Source organism: Ekhidna sp. (genome assembly GCF_965227465.1).
GTDB lineage: Bacteria > Bacteroidota > Bacteroidia > Cytophagales > Cyclobacteriaceae > Ekhidna.
In genome coordinates, this window is sequence record NZ_OZ245746.1 from 2,356,460 (window position 1) to 2,375,374 (window position 18,915).

An 18,915-nucleotide genomic window follows, 5' to 3' on the forward strand; every position below is an offset into this window, starting at 1 on the left:
CTATTTGATCATTTGCTTGACAAAATCCTTGTCATAGGTCATTTCATACCCCCAGTACCACATCTGCTTTTTAATCCAGTCGATCCTACTCTGAACATATGGGCTGGGAGCTGTAGCAGAGTATCTTTTCGGACTTGGCAAAACAGCTGCTAGTCTCGCAGCTTGAGTGACACTAAGCTGATCGGCAGAGCGATTGAAATACGATTTTGATGCAGCCTCCGCTCCAAAAACGCCATCTCCAAATTCGGCAACATTTAAGTATACCTCCATAATTCTCTGTTTACTCCAAACAATCTCTATTAATAAAGAGAAATACAATTCTGCAGCTTTTCGAACCCACGTTCTATCTGGCCATAAAAAAACATTTTTTGCCACTTGCTGGGTAATTGTGCTAGCTCCTTTCATATTACCACCATTTCTGTTCACCTCTTCCGCCTTCCTTATGGATCTGAAGTCTAAACCCTCATGCAGTAAGAAATATTGATCTTCTGCACACATGACTGCCAGCTGCAGTCTACCAGAAATATGCTCCAGTTCTCTCCATTCATATTTCAATTCTTTATTAGCACTTTCAATTACCATCAGCTTAGTAATGGGGATGGGGAGAAAAGAATATGTAATTACCCAAACCAATGTCAGAATATTGAATAAAAGAATAAACGCTGCAAAAGATTTGATAATATGGTTTATAATCTTTTTCAAGTAACATCCATTAATTTCGGGATATGAGACATTTATTGCTGGTTATTTTTTGTCTTTCTTACTTGTATCCATTTGCTCAAAAAGGTGACTTCTTATTAACTCACCATTTTCCCCGTCATTCTAATATAGATAATTCAAACTTTGAAATCACTAATGACAATAACGGAAGACTCTGTATTGCCAATAGATCGGGTGTTTTAAAATATGATGGAGAAGCTTGGGACTATTACCCCACACCATCTGCTGCGCTTTCGATTGCAGTAGATTCAAGTGATGTTGTATACGTTGGGTGTATTGCAAATATTGGTATGATCGATTTTCACGAGCGGAGCATCAAATACAAGTCACTAATCTATTTAGATAGCTTAGATGATCTCTTCCTTGAAACACATTACTTCAAGCATAAGGTTTATTTCATGGGAAGCAACAACCTATTTGTATATGATATAGCAAGTAAAAGCATCATCAGACACACCGGAGAATTTCTGAATATCTATGAGCTTGATGCAGAGATGTTTGTCAACACTCCGGAAGGAACGTTACTCATTAATGACTCTCTTTCATCGATTTCACCCGCACAAAAGGTAAGCTATTCAAGTAAAAGGAAAGGCCAGCCTGATTTAGTTGTCACTTACAATAATAAATTATATCAGTATACAAATTTCGAATTCAAATCATTGGCTCAAAACAAATTCGTAGATGAAAATGGATTTGAAATAAAAGAAATAAAATGGCTGAATGATTCATTATTCGCATGCTCGACATTTGAAAGTGGGATTATTCTCTTTAACATCAAAAAACCAGACTATGCCGAGATCACAAACTATCAATCTGGCCTTCCGGATAATCAGGTGTACACCATACATACAGATAATTCGAACGGAATATGGGCTGCTACGCAATTTGGACTAACCCACATATCGCCCATTTTCCCAGCCTACAGCTATTCACACTTCAATGGTCTAAATGGTAATCTTACCAGTGTTTCAGATTTCAATAACAAATTATGGGTGACCACCAGTGTTGGGCTCTACTATTTTGACCAGGATACGATATTTGAAAATAAGGTTTACTATGAAGTAGAACGAAAAAAATCCCGAACACCCAATCAAACACCCAAACCAAAGCCTGTCGAAGAAAAGGATGAAAAACCATTCCTAAAGAGACTTTTTGGTAAAAAGAAGCAGTCTGAAGACGAGGATGATAAGAAAGGAAAAAAAGGAATTTTTAATGCCATTACCGATATTTTCGATGGTGACAACAAGGTCGAAAGAGTAAAAGGAAAACTCGATAAAAACACCCGGTATGTCAGAAAGGTGCGAAAGATTCCAGTGGACATCATTTACTCATTTAAACAAGTAAGTGGCGCCAATGGCAAGTTTCTATCCATTACACCCTACAAGGATAAACTACTCGCGATCAGTACATCTGGAATCTATGAAGTCAACAAATCTGAAGCTCATATTATTATACCTGAGAGCATAAGAGCTTTTACTGTAAATGATAATGATCAATTAATTGTTAGCACTTCTGATCTGGACGTCAAGGTTTTCAAACTCATTGATGATGTTTGGCTGGAGCAAGTCAGTCAGTCAGTTAATGATATCATTGTGAGCATTCGTGAGGACGACAGAGGAGCAATTTGGATGGCTGGATCTTCTGCCATTTACAAGTCTAGCACTACAGACTCTACTTTCCATATTGATCAAAAGCTTCCTTTAAATAATATTTTTCTGGATGAGGTTAACATTCTAAACCGAAATGACACGCTTTACTTTATTAATTCACAAGGGTATTTCTACTACAACCAAAATACGAACAAGGTTGAAGAAGATGTGGCAATGAAGATGAAAATCGGGACTCCAATTCATCACCTATTCGATCCGGTTGAGAAAGGGGTATGGGTTTTTAACGGAAAGGTGTGGCAACATCTGAAAGAAAGCGGAGAAATAGAAACGTTGGAATATTTAGGGTTATTCTCGGATTTGAGAGCGATTTCTATTGATAGATCTTCAGACCAATTATGGTTAATTACCCAGTCAAATGATATTCTAAAGTATGATCCTTCCAAAAAAGGAGGAATGGAAAGTTTTAATTTCTTTTTAAAAAGAGTCTCGAATGAGGAAGGTGACATTGATCAGTCTGAAAAATTCACGTTGAACTATGATGAAAATTTTTTAAGTGTTGAGTTATCTAAACCGGACTTTTTGGGTCTATTAAATCCTGAATTTCAATACAAACTGGAAGGGCTTCACAACGCATGGTCAGATTGGTCTAGTAGCAAAACAATTGATTTTAGTTTCTTACCGGAAGGCAGTTACAACTTATTAGTAAGATCCCGAGATGCATTTGGTAGAATTGAAGAAGGTGAGGTTCTCGCATTTTCGGTAAAACCTCCGTATTGGCAAACACCATGGTTTTATGCAATCCAAATTATTTTCTTTGGTGGGCTTGTGTTCTTTTCAACCAAATTGAATCAGGACAGTTCTAAAAACAGACTATTAAGAAGCGGATTAACCCTACTAACCTTAGTATTAATTATTGAATTTTTGCAAAGTGCCATTGGATCATTGTTTAGTTTCAAGAGCACTCCAGTGGTCGATTTTCTACTGGACGCATCAATTGCCTTTATGATTTTTCCACTCGAAAGATTATTAAGAGAATTGATGACTAAAGGAAAAGTCAACGTCAATTTAAATAAGGAAAAAATCCCACTAGTCGGAAAGGAGAGCTCTTCCAAATAGCCAGTTCCCCTCTGCATCAGGATCATCACTGCGGAAAAATTCTTTAACTGCACGAATTAGTTCTCCTCGACTTATGAGATCGTCATGATTACGGTCAAGCTTTCTGAAAGACTTAGCTGCAAATCGAACCTCAATTCGATAACCGACTAACAAATCAATATACTCATCCAGATTAATGTATCCATCATTATCAGTATCGAAATTGTCAAAAATTTCTCCAACAAACTCATCTACATATTGACTGAAGATATCCTCATCGCCATTTACAATTACCTGCTCCGCGAAATGAAGCCAATGATCCCAATTTGCCTTTCCGTCGTTATTATTGACAAATAAATTGAATTGATTCCATCCATCTTCGAAGCGTTTTTTTATTTCATTATACTTCGGTTCTCCCTCTTTAATCCTCCATAGAATACAAAGATTCTCAGCGATCCCTATGAAGTCATCTTTCTCGATTACTCCATTTCGATCATAATCAAGAACGTAGAAAAAACGCTCCAATTTATCAATTTGTAGTTCTGATAGCATAACGTGATTTTGCACGAAAATAAATAATCCTGAGATTAAAATTTCACAAAACCATCCTCTGACACTTATTTCATGACCTTGTTCTAATCTAATCAGATCCTATAAAGTTAATTCTAGCTGATTGTACAAAGTTATCTGAAAGAGAAATTCAAATGGGAATCAAGAAAAATTCACTCACTTTTCATTTCCATAATAGTATTTTTGGCAACTTATAAACAGAGAGGATAATACCACAAATCTAATCATATGCTATGCCAGCAAAAGCAATCATAATTTCCATAGGCGATGAAATACTTTACGGTCAAACGCTGGATACAAATTCACACTGGATAAGTGGAGCTCTGGATAGCCTCGGGATTCGTGTGATTAAAAAAGTAACCATTGGAGATACCCGAAAGGAAATCCTTCATTATTTGGAGCAATCCGAGAAGCTAGCCGATATGGTAATCATTACAGGAGGTCTTGGACCAACCAATGATGACTTAACAAAACCCTGTCTTAGCGAATACTTCCGTACTAAATTGGTGAGAAATCAAGAGGTTCTGAAAAACATTCATTCGATGTTTGAAAGAGCCGGCTGGGAGATATCCGAGTCAAATGAAAAGCAGGCTGATTTACCAGCCAATTGTACACCTATTGTCAATACAATTGGTACGGCTGCAGGAATGTGGTTTGATGAAAATGATACCGTCTTCGTATCTATGCCGGGAGTGCCATTTGAAATGAGACAAATGATGAGTGATACAATCCTTCCAAAGCTTAAGAAAAGGTTTGTGAGTGATTCCATCTATCATCGAATGATACGAACAATAGGGATAGGTGAATCAAAACTAGCAGAAATTATCGCGGACTGGGAAAATCAGTTACCTGATAATATTAAGTTGGCATATCTTCCTACCATGGGTTCAGTAAAACTTAGACTTACCACAGAGGGAGACGATGAGACAAGTAAAATGCTTGTACAGGCTCAGATAGATAAAGTCTTACCATTGATTGAAAAGTATGTTTATGGATTTGATCAGGAAGAGATTGAGGATGCCATTGGAAGAATGTTGAAAAACAAAGGAATGACCCTTTCGGTAGCAGAAAGTTGTACGGGTGGATTTCTATCTCACAAAATAACATCAGTACCAGGCAGTTCAGCCTGGTTTAATGGTGCATTCATCCCCTACTCCAATCAGCTGAAAAATGAACAATTGAAGGTTGACAATAAAATCATTCAGGAACATGGGGCTGTCAGTGAACCTGTTGTTTTAGCTTTGGCAAAGAATGTCAGGGACGAATTTAAATCTGATATAGGCATCTCGATAAGTGGAATAGCTGGTCCGGGAGGAGGAACTCCTGATAAACCTGTAGGAACCGTCTGGATTGGATATGCCGATGCAAACAAAACCGTAGCAAGAAAATTTCAGTTTATCAGAGACCGGGAGATAAATATAAAATATAGTGCTATAGCAGCACTAAACATGATTAGAATAAACTTAGATAAGGAATAGCAAAATTATTATCTTTGAGAGCTAAATAAACAACCTAAAACAAAATATAATATGGCAACTGTAGAAATGGTAATGCCTAAGATGGGCGAAAGTGTGATGGAGGGGACTGTGCTAGCATGGTTGAAAAATGTAGGAGATACCATCGAAGAAGATGAATCAATCCTGGAAGTAGCTACTGATAAGGTTGATACAGAAATTCCTGCCACCCATGCAGGAGTTTTAAAAGAGGTATTAGCAGGTGAAGGAGACGTAATAGAAGTTGGCAAGCCAATTGCCATAATTGAGACGGATGGCGAAGCAGGAGGATCTACCCCACCACCTGCTGAAGCAGCTAAAACAGAATCTCCTGTAGAAAAAGCGGAAGAAATTTTAGAAACAGCCATAAGTACCGCCTCGGTAAGCAATGGAATGACTTTGCCTCGCACATCAGATTCAGGTAAATTCTTTTCCCCTCTTGTTAGAAGCATCGCTAAAGAAGAAGGAATTTCAGTTGCTGAATTGGAATCAATAAATGGATCAGGACAAGAAGGTAGAGTTACGAAAAACGACATACTTAACTATGTCAAAACCAGAAAATCTGGTGGTTCTCCTAGTTCAGCACCAGCTGCGACTCCTACCATGCCCTCGGCCTCTCATCAGCCAATACCAGTTGCAGTAGATGGTGGAGATGAGATCATCGAAATGGACAGAATGCGGAAGATGATCGCCGAACGAATGGTTGCATCTAAGCACATCTCTCCTCACGTCACTTCATTCGTAGAAGCAGATGTTACTAAGGTAGTAGCATGGAGAAATAAAGTGAAGAATGAGTTTGCAAGTAGAGAGGGAGAAAAACTCACTTTTACGCCAATCCTTATCGAAGCGATTGCGAGAGCCATTAAGGATTTCCCAATGATTAATGTACAAGTTGATGGTAACAACATTGTGAAGAAAAAATCCATCAATATTGGTATGGCTACAGCTCTTCCTTCTGGCAACCTAATTGTACCAGTCATTCACAATGCTGACCAATTAAGTCTTGTGGGTATTACCAAAAAAGTAAATGACCTTGCAAGAAGAGCGAGAGAGAATAAATTAAAACCGGACGAACTACAGGGTGGAACTTATACAGTTTCAAATGTAGGTTCATTTGGGAATGTGATGGGAACGCCGATTATCATGCAACCGCAAGTAGCAATCATGGCACTTGGGGCAATACAGAAAAAACCTTCCGTAGTAGAAACACCAGAAGGAGACATGATCGGCATCCGTAGCAAAATGTTCTTATCCCACAGCTATGATCATCGTGTGGTAGACGGAGCTTTAGGAGGCATGTTTGTTAGAAAAGTAGCAGACTACCTGGAAGAATACGACCTAAACAGAGGTATTTAATACGAATACTGTGGGGCACTCGCACCACCATCAGGATCATTCGGAAGGCAACATTAAAGTTGCCTTCTTTCTTAATCTAGCTTTTTCAATCATTGAGCTTATTGGCGGGTTATGGACAAATAGTGTAGCCATACTATCTGACGCACTCCATGACCTTGGTGACAGTCTTAGCCTTGGTGTTTCATGGTATTTTGCCAGAGTTGCCAAAAAAGACCGAAATCAAAAATTTTCATATGGTTACAAGCGATTCTCAGTTCTTGGTGCGCTTATAAACGCCATCGTTCTTGTATCAGGTTCAATTTTCATCACAATTGAAGCCATTCCTCGATTATTCAATCCCATCCATCCAAATACAGAGGGAATGATCTATTTAGCTATTGGTGGAGTAATCGTCAATGGCGCTGCAGCATTTCGGCTAAGCAAAGGTCATAGTCTCAATGAAAAGGCGGTTTATACACATTTATTAGAAGATATTTTGGGATGGGTCGCTGTTCTCATAGGAGCTCTCGTCATGAATTTCTGGGACCTTCCAATTATCGACCCCATCCTTTCTATTCTCATTGCTCTATTCATTCTCTACAATGTATTTAAAAACCTGAAAGAGTCCTTTAGAATTATTTTACAAGGAACCCCAATGAGCATTAATGTGGGAGACATTCACAAGGCTATTCTTGAAATAAAACAGGTTCAAAATACACATGATTGCCACTTATGGTCCATGGATGGTGATTATCATATCTTATCCATCCATATCGTGGTTGAAAAAGACCTTACCTTAACTAAGTTGAGAGGCATAAAAACAGAAACGAAAGCCCGAATGAAGCAACTGGGTATCAACCACACGACTATTGAGTTCGAAACTCAGGAAGAAAACTGCGATCCATGTTAATTTCGCGTCAATGAAATCCGGACTATTTCTTTTGACATTCCTGATAGTCACTCTTGGAAGTGCGCAGAAAAAGCTTCTGACAAGAGAGCTACAGGTTGAGAATGACAATGATGCTTACACTTTAAATCTGACTCGAGACCAATACTATAGCAATGGTGTGGCTATTCGTTATCGTCATTTGACAGATTCCGGCAAATGGTCTTCTTCGCTTGAGAAAGTAATACGATCATATGACCTTAATCATCGTATCTATAGTCCAAGACACCTTTTTTGGGAGGATTCCGCAGACATGGATCGCCCATATGCAGGTCAGATTACATTAGCTGCGTCTAATGAGTACTATTATAAAAATGAAAAATATCTAAAAGTAAAACTTGAAATTGGATGGATGGGTCCTGCATTACGTACGGGAGACCTGCAATATGAATGGCATAAAGCTTTTGGAATGCAATTACCATTAGGTTGGCAATATGAAATTAATGATGCACCGATTGTAAATCTCTACGGCACATATGCAAGTTCACTTGCCGATGGAGGAGACATTGATTTAATATCAGAGTCCAGCATGGCACTAGGTACAACTTTCAATCATGTAAGACAAGAATTTACGATTCGGCTGGGGGACATCAAGCCCATCCAAAACTCGACTCATTACAATGGTGTTCTCGGAATTGAAAACGATGGACCAGCAAATCATGAGTTTTACTTTTTCCTAAGCCCGGGCATTGAGTATGTTGCATACAATGCGACCATCGAAGGAAACCTAATTGGAAAAGAATCAATATATACCGAAACGAGAGAACCCTGGGTGTTTCAGATGAGAGCCGGAATAATGGCCAGTTGGACCAAATTTGATTTTGCTCTGCTCTATTACAGACGAACAAGAGAAACTACAGAAGCAAGGTTTCATAAATATGTGGGGATACGCATGAATCAGCGATTTTAAATCAGTTCGCCCATCCCGCTAGATCACATTCACTTCTCGTTCCAAATCTATTCCAAACTTGTTTTGAATGGATTTCTGAATTTCTTTAGCAAGCTTAAATATTTCCTTCCCTCGTCCCATTCCATGATTGACTAATACCAAAGCTTGCTTCTCATGTACTCCAATGTCTCCATCCCGATATCCTTTCCAACCGGCTTTCTCAATTAGCCAGCCTGCCGGAATTTTAACTCTCTCTTTATCGATTGGATACGATTTAATATCATCAAACTCTGCTTCCAATGCTTCAAAATGAAGCCTTTCAACAATTGGATTTTTAAAGAAGCTTCCAGCATTACCAATATCCATTGGATCTGGAAGCTTTGATTGGCGGATATTTATCACTGCCTGACTTACATTCTTCAATGTAAGTTCATCCACACCCATTTGATCCAATGTATCCTTAATAGCGCCGTATGAAATATTGAAGACCGGCTTTTTTGAAAGTTTAAAGAATACTTTAGTAATCACGTATTCGTCACGTATTTCGCCTTTAAAAACAGAGTAGCGATAGCCGAACTTACAATCTTCCTTAAAAAAGGAAACAGTCTTACCGGTTTTTATTTCATAGGCTTCCAGTGAGTGAAAAACCTCCTTCAACTCAGCTCCATACGCACCGATGTTTTGCATAGGAGCCGCTCCTACTGTGCCGGGGATAAGCGATAGATTTTCAACTCCACCGTATCCGTGCTCAACACACCATAAAACAAATTGATGCCAGTTTTCTCCAGCTCCAACCGAAACCAATACATCCTCCTCCGTTTCATTCTGAATTTGGATACCACGAATTTCGTTTTTAGCGACAATGCCTGTAAATCCTCTGGTAAATAGCACATTGGATCCTCCGCCTAGAATCATCTTTTTTTGAGACCGAAAACGACCGGTTTGATAGATCTCATCTAAATCCTCGATTGAATTAACAATCGCTAAAAAACCGGCATTCTCATCAAGACCAAATGTGTTGTAGGGCTTTAAGGAAACGTTTTGTTGTACTATCAATTTTATTTCTTAGTTACTCAGCTTCGTAAACAATCTCACCACCTATAATGGTCATTGAGACTTTCGTTTCGAGAATGTCATCTTCAGGGATTGTCATTATATCCTGATCAAAAATGGTAAGGTCTGCCCACTTCCCTACCTCAATGCTGCCTTTTCGGTCTTCTCTAAAAGCCGCGAAAGCCGCATCCAAGGTATAAGATCTAAGTGCTTGTTCACGAGTCATCTTTTCGGTAGGCTCGTAACCGCCATCTGGATTACCCTGCAATGTTCTTCGACTCACTGAAGCGTAGAAGCTAGCTAATGGAGTTATAGGTTCAACAGGAGCATCGGTACCATTTACGATTTTTGCACCCGATTGAAGCAATGTCTGCCACATATAAGCGCCCCACTCTATTCGTTGTTGTCCCAGGCGGTCAATAGCCCAGGGGCGATCTGATGCCATGTGGATCGCTTGCATGGATGGTACAACTCCCATTTCAGCAAATCTCGGTATGTCATCAGGGTGAAAATGCTGCGCATGTTCAATTCTAAAGCGTGGTTCCTTAGGAGCGCTCTCAGGATATAACTTAAAGGTTCTTTCATATATATCTAATACTTCCCGGTTTGCACGATCTCCAATTGCGTGAACGCAAACCTGGAAACCAGCTTTATAAGATTTTTGAGTTACATCCTCAATGTCTTCCATGGGCATCACATTGTGACCATGAACTCCCGGAGCATCCGTATACTCCTCTAATAACCAGGCTCCCCGAGAACCCAATGCTCCATCCGCATAAAGTTTCACTGAACGAACGGTGAGCTGGTTATCAAATAGATCCTCTTCAATACCCTTTTTAAAATATTCTTCCAGAAGTGACTCATCCCTACCATTCAACATCACGTAAAGTCGAAGTTTCAGCTCGTCTCTTTGAGCAAAATCTTTATATAAATCGATATGGTCTGGTCCGGATCCGGCTTGATGAAATCCGGTAATACCATACTTAAAGCATTGATCCAAAGCCAGTCGCAATGCCTGCTCATCACTTTCTTTCGTTGCGTCCGGAATCACTTTAGTAATTAATCCTTGCGCAGTTTCATTAAAAATACCTGTAGGTTCTCCACTTACACTTTTAAAAATCTCTCCTCCATTTGGCTGATCAGAATTGGCGTCAATACCACCCATTTCCATTGCTTTAGCATTAGTCAATGCTGCATGGCCACTTGCATGCTTTAAATAAACCGGATGATTAGGAACCGCATCACTTAACAAATCATGGGTAGGAAATCCATTAGTCATTTCGGGTTTTTCCGTCCATTTATCCTGATGCCAACCCCTACCGATGATCCAGGTTCCCTCCGGTGTGCTTGCTGCCCGATCCACCACCATCTCAACTACTTCCTGATAACTTTTCGCTTCTCGCAAATCGACATTTAGAAGGTTATACCCCACGCCCATAATATGCGCATGTCCTTCAGTAAGACCTGGCACCATCGTTTTTCCAGCCAAATCAACCATCTTAGTTGAGGCACCTCTATATGTTTCTGCGCCTGCTTTGGTCCCTACATATAAAAAAGTATCTGCTTTGATGGCAACCGCCTCCACTTCTGGAGCACCATCATCCATTGTGTATATAGGTCCGTTGTAGAAAATGCGATCAGCTGACACCTCAGGCTCTGCTTTTTCAGTACAACTTATAAGAATGGCAAAAAGGATTAGGTAAATGGTGGTGTATCTCATCATATCAATTTTATATTCGCGACTTAACTATTTCGTCAAAAATAATTTATCAGAAATGAAGCGCACCCTATTTTGTTTTTTTTCCTTCTTAATAGTTGCTATTGGAGTAGCACAAACCGATACAGATACACCTAATTCCCCCGGAGAGGATGTTAAGATCGCAACTTCGACAACTAATTCATCCATTACAAAAGATGATTACCTGGCTTTAGAGGCTCAACTTGAAAAAAGAGCAAAAACAGTCGAATCAAAATATTTTGTAGAAAAAGAGGTATTTAACTCATACAACTCAACATATTCAACTACGACCTCAGCAGTAAAAAGTAAGATCTACAAAGCAGGTCAGGTACTCGTAGAGGATCAAAAAAGTAAACTAAGCAATCTCCCTGCAGCAGACTATAACGGAAGATACCTTGTACTAAAGCAAATTGATAAGGTATACGGGCGACTTATCTATTACAGTAGAGAAGACAATACCCGTCCAATTGAAAAGCAATTGAAAAAACTGAAAGAACCAGCTGATATTGCTCCGGTATTTTTTGGAGAAGAATAAGCATTGATATCAGTTTTTTCTAATAAATCATCTAAATTTGCGCTCCGTTCCGAACGGAGCGTTTTTGGTTTATTCCAAAAGATGTTTAACAAAAATGCTGGTTAGCGCTGACTCCAACTAACACAGTGTATTTTATGGGAGTCATTTTTTATTATGGCAAAGAAAGAAGAAACTGCTAAAGCTGAGGAAAAAGAAACCAAAGCAAAAGCACCTGCTGCTAAAAAAACCACAACAAAAAAGGCAGCAACAAAAAAAGCAGATGAAGTGAAAGAAGAAACTTCAAAAACAACTGCTAAAAAAGAAACCAAACCAAAAGCGGAAAAGAAAGCGGAACCTAAGGCTGAAACTAAGAAAGTCGAAAAGGAAGAAGTAAAAGCTGATAAGGAAGAGGTAAAAGCTAAATCAGAAGAACCAAAGGCTGAGAAAAAGGAAGAGAAGAAAGCAGAGCCGAAAGCTAAGAAAGAAGTTCCTGCTCCAGTAATGGAGGAAGATGACTTTGATTTTGATAGTGATGGAGGTTTTGACGATGAGTACTCTGAGGAGGATCGTAAAGCAATGGAAAAGCTTTATGAGGATACCTTAACAGAGATTACTGAAAAAGAGCTTATTTCAGGTACTGTTGTTGGCATTACAGATAGAGAAGTAATTGTTAATATCGGCTTCAAGTCAGACGGTCTTGTATCTCTTTCAGAGTTTAGAGATATGCCCGATTTGAAAGCTGGTGATGAAGTACAGGTTTATATTGAAGAGCAGGAAAACGCAAACGGTCAGCTGGTTCTTTCCAGAAGAAAAGCTAAAATCGTTAAAGCATGGGAATCAATCCAGGGTGCTCTTGATAATGACGAAGTAATTGAAGGATTTGTGAAGAGAAGAACTAAAGGAGGTCTAATCGTAGACGTATACGGTGTAGAAGCATTCCTTCCTGGTTCACAAATCGATGTTAAGCCGATCAGAGACTTTGACGTATTCGTTGGTAAGTCTATGGAGGTGAAAGTTGTGAAAATTAACTACACGAACGATAACGTAGTAGTTTCTCACAAAGTATTGATCGAGAAAGATCTAGAAGAACAAAAAGCTGAAATCCTGAACAACCTTGAAAAAGGTCAGGTACTTGAAGGAGTAATCAAAAACATGACCAACTTCGGTGTATTCATCGATCTTGGAGGTGTTGATGGGCTACTACACATCACAGATATCTCATGGGGACGTATCAATCATCCGGAGGAAGTACTTTCATTAGATGAGAAGGTAAATGTTGTAGTGTTGGATTTTGATGACAACAAGCAACGAATTTCTCTTGGTATGAAGCAGCTTACTGATCACCCTTGGGATTCACTTGATAAGGATATCGATGTAGGATCTAATGTGAAAGGTAAGATTGTGAATGTTGCTGATTATGGTGCATTCCTTGAAATCATTCCTGGAGTTGAAGGTTTAATCCACGTTTCTGAAATGTCATGGTCTCAACACCTTAGAAATCCATCTGATTTCATTAACGTAGGTGACGAAATCGAAGCTGTAGTATTGACAATTGACAGAGATGAAAGAAAAATGTCTGTTGGTATCAAGCAGCTTACAGAAGATCCATGGACGAAACAAGATGTTCTTACTAAGTATGCTGTTGGAACGGAGCACAAAGGAACTGTTCGTAACCTAACAAACTTTGGATTGTTCATCGAACTTGAAGAAGGTATTGATGGATTAGTTCACGTTTCTGATCTTTCCTGGACTAAGAAAATCAAGCATCCATCTGAATTCGTGAAGGTAAGTGATGAGTTGGAAGTGAAAGTGATGGAGCTGGATGTAGAGAACAGAAGACTTGCTCTTAGCCATAAGCACCTTGAAGAAAATCCATGGGATACTTTCGAGACAGTATTCACAAAAGGATCTACTCATAAGTGTACGGTAACTAGTGTAACAGATAAAACTGCTACAGTTGAGCTTCCTTATGGACTTGAAGGTCAGGTGATGACTAAAAACCTTAAGAAAGAAGACGGAACTACCGCTTCTGAAGGCGAAACACTTGAGTTTAAAGTACTAGAGTTCTCTAAAGACGATAAACGAATTGTTCTTTCTCATACTTCTATTTGGGATAAGGATGCAGAGCAACCAAAAGCAGCTTCTACGAAAAAAGCCGCTACTGGTGGTGGCGGAGGTAAGAAGGGTAACACGCTAGATAAAATCAACAAAGAAGTTGAGAAGTCTACACTAGGTGACCTTGATGCGCTTTCTGCATTGAAAGACAAAATGGAAGACGCTGGAAAATCTTCTCCTAAGAAGACCACTAAGGCGAAAGCTAAAAAAGAGGAAGAGAAATAATCTCAATTTGAGCCATTCGTCTACGGACGGATGGCTCTTTTTTTCTACTTTTGCATCAACTATATGGCGCTGTGGCCGAGTGGCTAGGCAGAGGTCTGCAAAACCTTTTACAGCGGTTCGAATCCGCTCAGCGCCTCAAGTAAAACCGTCCTTACTTAACGTATAGGCGGTTTTTTCTTTATAGGGGGATTATATGCCTTGTAATCATGTCGCGAAATTGCCTATCCATACAACGGGACATTAAAGGTCTTGATCAACTCCAATTCGTTTACATAGTTTTTCATGGTGGTATTAAAATCAAGATGAAGGTTTACTTTATCACCGAATCTTTTCACCATTTCAGTAGCGTATGAGTTTTTAAGACTGTAGAACGTCACATCCTTCCTGTCTGATACTTGCGCCCAATAATGGGTGAAACCCACGGATAACTTACTCGTAACGTTCTTTCGGTTCGTTTCCTTTGGAGCTATCAAATAGTCATCGGGCGATGATCCCTTTGAAAGTCTTGCGCATAGATCCCTTAACTCATCTATCATTGGGATTAGCCTTATTACATCTTCCTTTTTCTTTCTGGATGCCTTATGATCTTTAGTTGCTATGTGATCCTCCTTAATATCTTTCACTTTAATGGTTTGGATTTCTTCATACCTGCATCCGGTGTATAATTCAAATGCCCATCCATTGATTAAATAATCGGTGTAAAGGTGTGCCCGGAAAACCTTTGTTTTCCCTCCCTCCTTTTTTGACTTGAATTTGACACCAGCTTCAGGTGTTACGATGGAACAGAGCTTTTTAAATTCCTCAATTGAAACAACTTCCTTCTTTGCTTTGGTGGGTAGTGGTTTTACTTTTTTGAAGTGATTAACCAATGGATATTCCAAGTCTATCAAATAGGCAAAAAATCTTCTATAAGTTGCTAATTGATGATTGAATGACTTATTACTGAACCTACCAGTTAAGTAATCATATATGATTTCAACATGCTTTTTATTGAACTCAGTTATCACCAAATAATCAGCATTGACTTCTTTAGATGCCAGCGCTTCCTTTAGGTTTTTCAGGTGTCTAATTTCACCCCTGGTGTAATGCTCTGTATTGTTCTTTCTCTCATAGGTAGGTACATCAATATCTTTTATCCACGCCGCATACATCTTCATGCATTGTGTGAGTAGTCCGGGCTTTTCATTGATGGTAATTATAGATTTATCGTTTTGTTTCTTGAGCTCCAAATGCAGCTTTTGAAAGTCTGTGAAATCCCTCAAATCTTTAGGCCATGACTTGCCATGTTTCATTTTGCCAGTAACCGGATCATACACCTTACTTAGAAACTGGTGCTTATCACCATACTTGCACGTGTGTAGCTTTTTACCAGAAAGACAACATTTGTCTGTCACATTAACACAGCGCTTATTGCAGCGAACATACATTCCCTCTCTGGATTGTCTGTAGCGCTTTGGAATTTGAAGTGGTTTCATAGATTATCAATTGATTCATCACCCGATTTAAACTCTTTAAAACTTAGACCACTTGATGTATTACTATAAGTATAGTTATATCCTGTGGTGGTTACAGATATGTTTCTAAATCTGTTCAATATATCATCTGTTAGTACATAGCCGTCTTTTACACTGATACCCCATTCCTGGAGTCTTTTTTTTACAGTCTCTTTGCTATCCAGCTCCAACAGTACCCGGATATTTTCACCGGATACTTTTAGGAGTGGAGGAAAACTATTATAGATAATTGTTTTACTCATAGCCTTTCTATCCAGCCCATTCCATTTTCAGGGGCACATGATCTTTCAGTTTCTCATTGATACTCTTTCTATCTACCACATACCCGACTTCCTCCATGGTATCCATTCGCTTGATTATCTCGTTACTTTCGTGTTCAGGATCTTTAAAAAATCCATACTCAATGCCATCTCTTATGTAAGTGGCCAACGCTTCTTTTGATGTGTTCATAATATTAATTGTTTGTTGTTTCTATAATCGGTTTAAGTGGTTTAAACTGGTCTATTAAACCGGTTTAGTTTAAGTTACCCCCTATATATAGGGGTAACTAAACTGGTTAAACAGTGATGTAATATTTACTATTAGATTTCTCGATAAACTGATCTTGCTTCATAGCACTTAGCCAATCTTTTGCGATGTTGTCACCTATGACAATACCCCATCTACCGCATGCCTCTTTTATCTGTCTCCACAGGTCTGAATAGGACGACCACTCTTTAGCAACCTCCTTAACCATGAGGATGATTTCTTTTCGCTCAGCTATATCAAACTGCTCCGGTCGTTTTTTCTTCTTCTCTGTAGAAGTTTGGATGTATTCTGTCAATCCAGGTATTCCGGTGTGAGACACATTTAATGAGAATGGATCAAATTCCATTTCCCTCATGTGAACAGGCTCGACAACTGACTGATCTTTGTCCCTGTCGTCTTTGCTTATGCTCACCACGGTTTCGGCTTTATTCTGTAGCTCTGTCCCTATGTGACCTCTAGCGAAATTGTCACCTTTGTTTTGGTGCAATACCGTAACAATGTGGATATTCTTTTCCTCTGTCCATTTGAGCAGGCAGCTTGAAATGTTAGTTGCCTCTTCTTCATCATTAATAGAGTTGACCAAATCACGGATTCCATCTATAAAAACGATATTCATATCGCTTTCATAAATAAGCTTCTCAACTATTTCCTTGCGTTCTGACGGGTTGAATTTTCTTAAGGCATAATATTCTACTTGATCGTTAGGAATGTTACCTGTAGCTCTTAATAAGTTTTCATGCACCTTATAACTGGCTTGCTCAGTATCAAACACTAAAACCTTATGCCCGGCAGAAATAGACTCCTTAACCAAGTATGTTATAAAGAATGACTTTCGGCTTTTGGCTTTTCCGGTAATTACCGAGAAGTTTCCAAAAGTCCCGAAAATTACTTGCTCATCATTTACCTCAAATTGGATGGCCGACTCTCCTTTTTTATAGTCTCCATCAAACTCTATTACAGCGTCCGCAATCATTTCATTTAGTCGGTGCGTCTCGCTTTGACTTAATAGCGCTTTCATTTTATCTGTATTACTCATAAGCGCAAATCATTAATAAGTTTCTTTAGTCTTGAGATACTGGAATCATAGTCCTGATATGAAAGGATATAATCGAAAAGGTTTACTTCGTTATTCAGACAATGTTCACTCAGGCATTCAACTAAAATCGGATCAGTCTCATAAAGCTTATCCAATAAATCAACGTCTTTAAGTTTCTTCTTTTGGGGAACTTTAAATGTTGTGGAAACCGCCTTTTCTCCTGTTATAGATTCAAGAGAATTAACAAAATCTCTTTTGTTGTACTTACTTTCAAAGGTGATTATGTCTCCCTTTTCGCCACAGCCAAAGCAATTGAAAAATCCATGCGGTGACACATAAAAACTTGGTGTCTTTTCATCATGAAATGGACAAAGTCCTCTGTAATTTTTACCGACCTTTTTTAATGTTACGTATCTACCGATATGCTCGACAATATCGGATTGTTTTGCGGTATCTCTTAATATTTCAATTGCATTCATATTGTCCAATTTTCATTCATGAATCTGTTCCACTCTTTTTTCATGACGTAGACACGTCCCGATCTCTTCTCGCTACCGCCTACCCTAGTAAGCTTTATTTTACCCTCCTTTTCGTACTTGTAAATAGTGGGAATACTTATCCAGTCCGTCAATTCTTGGAGTGTATAAGCTGCATGAGTTGAAACCGGATCATTAAAAAGATGATGGTGAATCTTTGCTAAACTATCTTCTGCTTTGTCCAGGCGGCTGGATAGCTCTCTAATTGCATGTGTTGGTGATTTACATTCTGTTGTCATTTGCTCCTTATTTGTTTTATCCCGTACCTCAAAGATAGTAAAAAGAAATTAAATCAACCACTTATGGTTGATATTTAACATCTATAAATGACCTATATATTAGTTATTTAAGTAAATTGCAATAATAATAACCATTAAAGGGTGTATGAAAATTACAAGATTAAGGGATTGGCTGATTCAGTACTTCAGTAGATCAAAAGTATTTAAGGTCTTAACTGAGATTAGAAAAAAACCATATTTTATAGATACAACTCGAGAATTTCCGTCTGGCCAAGCTGCACAAGTTAACGAGAAAGATGTAGCGTTTTTATTATACATTCTTGGAATGTCGTATGGTCATACACAGGTATCTGAGATATTAAAATCAAGAAATTTTGTAAGTGTTGGAAATCCAGTAATTATTGAAAGAATTACAAAAGTTGTTAAAGTACCAATAGCGATGGAATGGGGTGATAATACTAAGCTGCCAATGGCTAATTTTATAGACTACCTCCACTACATTTTAAGCATTCCTGAGAAAAATGATGTCGATAGTATTCACAAAATTATCTTTATGAGATCCTTGAATTGTATTGCTGTTCAGTATAAAGATAAATCTGGTATTAGTGAAGAAAGGTTTTGGGGATCTGGGCCTGTTACAAACTTAAGAGAGTCAATCCTGGCAGATAATGCATGTGTGATTACAGGTGATTTTTTGCAGAGTCTTAAAATTTTTCTATCGAGTTCGAAAAAATGACACCAGCCACCGCCACCACCCAC

The 18,915-nt window shown here is 38.7% G+C and carries 18 protein-coding genes and 1 tRNA gene; 9 read left to right on the forward strand and 10 right to left on the reverse strand.

Annotated elements, in window-relative coordinates:
* A complete protein-coding gene (gene mtgA / locus ACO05G_RS10345) occupies positions 1 to 702 on the reverse strand; it encodes a monofunctional biosynthetic peptidoglycan transglycosylase (protein WP_421762717.1) in 702 nt (233 codons plus the stop codon).
* 23 nt (positions 703 to 725) lie between these two features.
* Between mtgA and ACO05G_RS10350 the strand changes: the two genes are divergently transcribed.
* Positions 726 to 3,446 (forward strand): hypothetical protein, encoded by a 2,721-nt coding sequence (locus ACO05G_RS10350; protein ID WP_421762718.1) that lies wholly within the window; start codon positions 726 to 728, stop codon positions 3,444 to 3,446.
* On the opposite strand, the gene ACO05G_RS10355 is transcribed toward ACO05G_RS10350, so the two are convergent.
* Complete coding sequence (locus ACO05G_RS10355; protein WP_348284205.1) at positions 3,417 to 3,977, reverse strand: EF-hand domain-containing protein; 561 nt, start codon at positions 3,975 to 3,977, stop codon at positions 3,417 to 3,419. The two genes, ACO05G_RS10350 and ACO05G_RS10355, sit on opposite strands and share 30 nt — an antisense overlap.
* 251 nt (positions 3,978 to 4,228) lie before the next feature.
* On the opposite strand from ACO05G_RS10355, the gene ACO05G_RS10360 reads away from it, so the two are divergent.
* The 4 genes from ACO05G_RS10360 to ACO05G_RS10375 are packed head-to-tail and all read left to right on the forward strand — an operon-like array spanning position 4,229 to position 8,679.
* Positions 4,229 to 5,473: a competence/damage-inducible protein A gene (locus ACO05G_RS10360; protein WP_421762719.1), complete on the forward strand. Its 1,245-nt coding sequence runs from the start codon at positions 4,229 to 4,231 to the stop codon at positions 5,471 to 5,473.
* A 51-nt stretch (positions 5,474 to 5,524) separates the two neighbouring features.
* Positions 5,525 to 6,844 (forward strand): dihydrolipoamide acetyltransferase family protein, encoded by a 1,320-nt coding sequence (locus ACO05G_RS10365; protein WP_421762720.1) that lies wholly within the window; start codon positions 5,525 to 5,527, stop codon positions 6,842 to 6,844.
* Positions 6,845 to 6,854: 10 nt separating this feature from the next.
* Entirely contained in the window at positions 6,855 to 7,733 is an 879-nt protein-coding gene (locus tag ACO05G_RS10370; RefSeq protein WP_421762721.1) for a cation diffusion facilitator family transporter, read from the forward strand.
* Positions 7,734 to 7,743: 10 nt separating this feature from the next.
* Positions 7,744 to 8,679 (forward strand): lipid A-modifier LpxR family protein, encoded by a 936-nt coding sequence (locus ACO05G_RS10375; RefSeq protein WP_421762722.1) that lies wholly within the window; start codon positions 7,744 to 7,746, stop codon positions 8,677 to 8,679.
* An 18-nt stretch (positions 8,680 to 8,697) separates the two neighbouring features.
* On the opposite strand, the gene murB is transcribed toward ACO05G_RS10375, so the two are convergent.
* Entirely contained in the window at positions 8,698 to 9,714 is a 1,017-nt protein-coding gene (gene murB, locus ACO05G_RS10380; RefSeq protein WP_421762723.1) for a UDP-N-acetylmuramate dehydrogenase, read from the reverse strand.
* Between the two features lie 13 nt (positions 9,715 to 9,727).
* Positions 9,728 to 11,434 carry an amidohydrolase gene (locus ACO05G_RS10385; protein ID WP_421762724.1) on the reverse strand — a complete coding sequence of 569 codons (1,707 nt, stop codon included), beginning with the start codon at positions 11,432 to 11,434 and terminating at the stop codon, positions 9,728 to 9,730.
* Positions 11,435 to 11,486: 52 nt separating this feature from the next.
* Here ACO05G_RS10385 and ACO05G_RS10390 point away from each other — a divergent pair, with 52 nt between their 5' ends.
* The 3 genes from ACO05G_RS10390 to ACO05G_RS10400 all read left to right on the forward strand — a co-directional run bounded on the left by ACO05G_RS10390 (position 11,487) and on the right by ACO05G_RS10400 (position 14,439).
* Positions 11,487 to 11,984 carry a hypothetical protein gene (locus tag ACO05G_RS10390; protein ID WP_421762725.1) on the forward strand — a complete coding sequence of 166 codons (498 nt, stop codon included), beginning with the start codon at positions 11,487 to 11,489 and terminating at the stop codon, positions 11,982 to 11,984.
* A gap of 480 nt (positions 11,985 to 12,464) precedes the next feature.
* Entirely contained in the window at positions 12,465 to 14,303 is a 1,839-nt protein-coding gene (rpsA, locus tag ACO05G_RS10395) for a 30S ribosomal protein S1 (protein ID WP_348284360.1), read from the forward strand.
* Between the two features lie 65 nt (positions 14,304 to 14,368).
* Positions 14,369 to 14,439, forward strand: a tRNA-Cys gene (locus ACO05G_RS10400).
* An 85-nt stretch (positions 14,440 to 14,524) separates the two neighbouring features.
* Here ACO05G_RS10400 and ACO05G_RS10405 read toward each other — a convergent pair.
* The 6 genes from ACO05G_RS10405 to ACO05G_RS10430 all read right to left on the reverse strand — a co-directional run bounded on the left by ACO05G_RS10405 (position 14,525) and on the right by ACO05G_RS10430 (position 18,156).
* Positions 14,525 to 15,778 carry a hypothetical protein gene (locus tag ACO05G_RS10405; protein WP_421762726.1) on the reverse strand — a complete coding sequence of 418 codons (1,254 nt, stop codon included), beginning with the start codon at positions 15,776 to 15,778 and terminating at the stop codon, positions 14,525 to 14,527.
* Positions 15,775 to 16,059 (reverse strand): hypothetical protein, encoded by a 285-nt coding sequence (locus tag ACO05G_RS10410; RefSeq protein ID WP_421762727.1) that lies wholly within the window; start codon positions 16,057 to 16,059, stop codon positions 15,775 to 15,777. The genes ACO05G_RS10405 and ACO05G_RS10410 overlap by 4 nt, the downstream gene beginning before the upstream one ends.
* A 7-nt stretch (positions 16,060 to 16,066) precedes the next feature.
* A complete protein-coding gene (locus tag ACO05G_RS10415) occupies positions 16,067 to 16,267 on the reverse strand; it encodes a hypothetical protein (RefSeq protein WP_421762728.1) in 201 nt (66 codons plus the stop codon).
* Positions 16,268 to 16,373: 106 nt separating this feature from the next.
* Positions 16,374 to 17,363 (reverse strand): hypothetical protein, encoded by a 990-nt coding sequence (locus ACO05G_RS10420; protein ID WP_421762729.1) that lies wholly within the window; start codon positions 17,361 to 17,363, stop codon positions 16,374 to 16,376.
* A 14-nt stretch (positions 17,364 to 17,377) separates the two neighbouring features.
* Positions 17,378 to 17,860 (reverse strand): CHC2 zinc finger domain-containing protein, encoded by a 483-nt coding sequence (locus ACO05G_RS10425; RefSeq protein WP_421762730.1) that lies wholly within the window; start codon positions 17,858 to 17,860, stop codon positions 17,378 to 17,380.
* Entirely contained in the window at positions 17,857 to 18,156 is a 300-nt protein-coding gene (locus tag ACO05G_RS10430) for a hypothetical protein (RefSeq protein ID WP_421762731.1), read from the reverse strand. Before ACO05G_RS10430 ends, ACO05G_RS10425 begins: the two co-directional genes overlap by 4 nt.
* Before the next feature lie 145 nt (positions 18,157 to 18,301).
* Here ACO05G_RS10430 and ACO05G_RS10435 point away from each other — a divergent pair, with 145 nt between their 5' ends.
* The gene (locus tag ACO05G_RS10435; protein ID WP_421762732.1) at positions 18,302 to 18,892 is read left to right on the forward strand and encodes a hypothetical protein; all 591 of its coding nucleotides are present in this window, start codon (positions 18,302 to 18,304) and stop codon (positions 18,890 to 18,892) included.
* Positions 18,893 to 18,915: the final 23 nt, after the last annotated feature.